2 protein-coding genes and 2 pseudogenes are annotated in these 1,530 nt (G+C 59.5%); all 4 read right to left on the reverse strand.

The annotated features are described in order from the left end of the window. Positions 1–259, reverse strand: a 259-nt coding sequence (locus EN879_RS35410) for a helix-turn-helix domain-containing protein (RefSeq protein WP_164747151.1), incomplete at its 3' end; no start/stop codon positions are given. Positions 260–415: 156 nt separating this feature from the next. Further along, positions 416–698, reverse strand: a pseudogene (locus EN879_RS35415) (tyrosine-type recombinase/integrase); the annotation flags it as partial. A gap of 82 nt (positions 699–780) precedes the next feature. Beyond that, positions 781–1,149 (reverse strand): AraC family ligand binding domain-containing protein, encoded by a 369-nt coding sequence (locus EN879_RS35420; RefSeq protein WP_063168764.1) that lies wholly within the window; start codon positions 1,147–1,149, stop codon positions 781–783. Continuing rightward, positions 1,146–1,530, reverse strand: a pseudogene (locus EN879_RS39225) (aminophosphonate oxidoreductase); the annotation flags it as partial. The gene EN879_RS35420 and the pseudogene EN879_RS39225, both read right to left, overlap by 4 nt.

Genomic DNA, 1,530 nt, shown 5'->3' on the forward strand with positions numbered 1-1,530 from the left:
GCCGCTCGCGTATCTTCGGCGCACCCCATGTCGGCTTGTCTTGCTTGAGGCGCACAATCAGCTTCTCGATTTGAAACGGAAGCTGATTGGCGTGGCGATAGGGCCGCCGCGATCGGTCCGTCAGCCCCTCCAGGCCGCTGTCGTTGTAGCGCGTGAGGATCTTGTAGCCGGTCTTGCGCGAGATATCGAACTCCCGGCAAAGCATCGCCATCTTCTCGCCGTCCAGCAGCCGGGCGACGAACTTCAGCCGCTCTTCCATGACGTTACACTCCCTCCAAGGCACCTTGCTCTCCTTGCAAAGGGCCGAAAGTGTAACCCATCTATCCAGAATGAACTGTCACCCATCTCTCGGGAAGGGCATTATTATCAATGGGTTTATTGACAGGTTCGCCACGAGGTTCGCCAAGCGCGTTACCAGCCGTACGACTCGGTCCATGCCCTGCACAGCCAACGCACCTGCGACGCTTCCCGGGAATAGAGTTCGGCATGGTCAATGTCGTCATGGCCGAGACATCCAACATCTGCCTGGTGGATGCCTCCGCTTCGGCGAGATAGACCCCAAGTGACTTCCGCAGACCATGCAGCGTAAGGCCCTTCGGCAATCCCGCGAGAGCGCACCAGTGGGTCATAGCACCGGTCAGAGATTTCGGCGAGAAAGGTTGGCCATATTCCGTGACTAGAACTGTTTCGCCGCGCCGGTCGGCGCGGAGATGCCAAAACAGCAGTTTCGCTACCCCGGAACTGCGCCGTGAAGGGCCAATCCATGATATGCCTGCCACTTCAAGGTTCTACCGTCCCTTGCCGTGCTGCCCAGTCGTATGGGTACAGACAGTAAAAATAGCCGGTACGCTCGGTGGCGATGTATTTGAGGTGGGTGCCGTTGGGCAGCCAGACGATGTCGCCAGGGCGGCATTCGTGGCGGCCGTCATCCAGTTCGATCGTCAGCGTGCCTTCATGGATGAACAGCACCTCGTCATAGGTCACGGTCCAGTCGATCGAGGCGTTCTCCAGATACTCGATGCCGCCGCCCATGGTCCGGCTGATCTCGGCATTGATCACGCGCGCGATCGAAGACGTTCCGGTCGGCGTGACCGATGGCTTTAGGGTCAACTCGCTGTGCTTGAAAATCTTGGCCTTGGACATCGTCATCCCTTTTTTGCGCGAAGATTGGCTTTGGAGGGAGTGACGCCGGACGGAGCCAGCCCGGCGAGCCATCTCGTCACCGGATCGAGCTTGCGCCCGGCATGTTCGAAATCGTCACGCCGACGCACAGCGCCGCGGACAAAATGTGCACCGACAAAGCGAAAGGGTTCGGGCGGGAAACCGCGCGTTACCGGACGAACCAGCGCCGAATGCGTCAGTTCCGATTCACCGTCAGTCAACAGGCCGGTGAGGATCTCGCCGCCGATATAAGCCATTGTCGTGCCATTGCCGGAAAAGCCATAGCCGTAAACGACATCGCGGTTGGCGCGCAAAGCGCCGAAAAGTGGCACGCCGCTCACCGTCCGGTCGATCGGGCCGTTCCATGAA

It is taken from the genome of Mesorhizobium sp. M7A.F.Ca.AU.002.02.1.1 (assembly GCF_003998535.1).
GTDB lineage: Bacteria > Pseudomonadota > Alphaproteobacteria > Rhizobiales > Rhizobiaceae > Mesorhizobium > Mesorhizobium ciceri.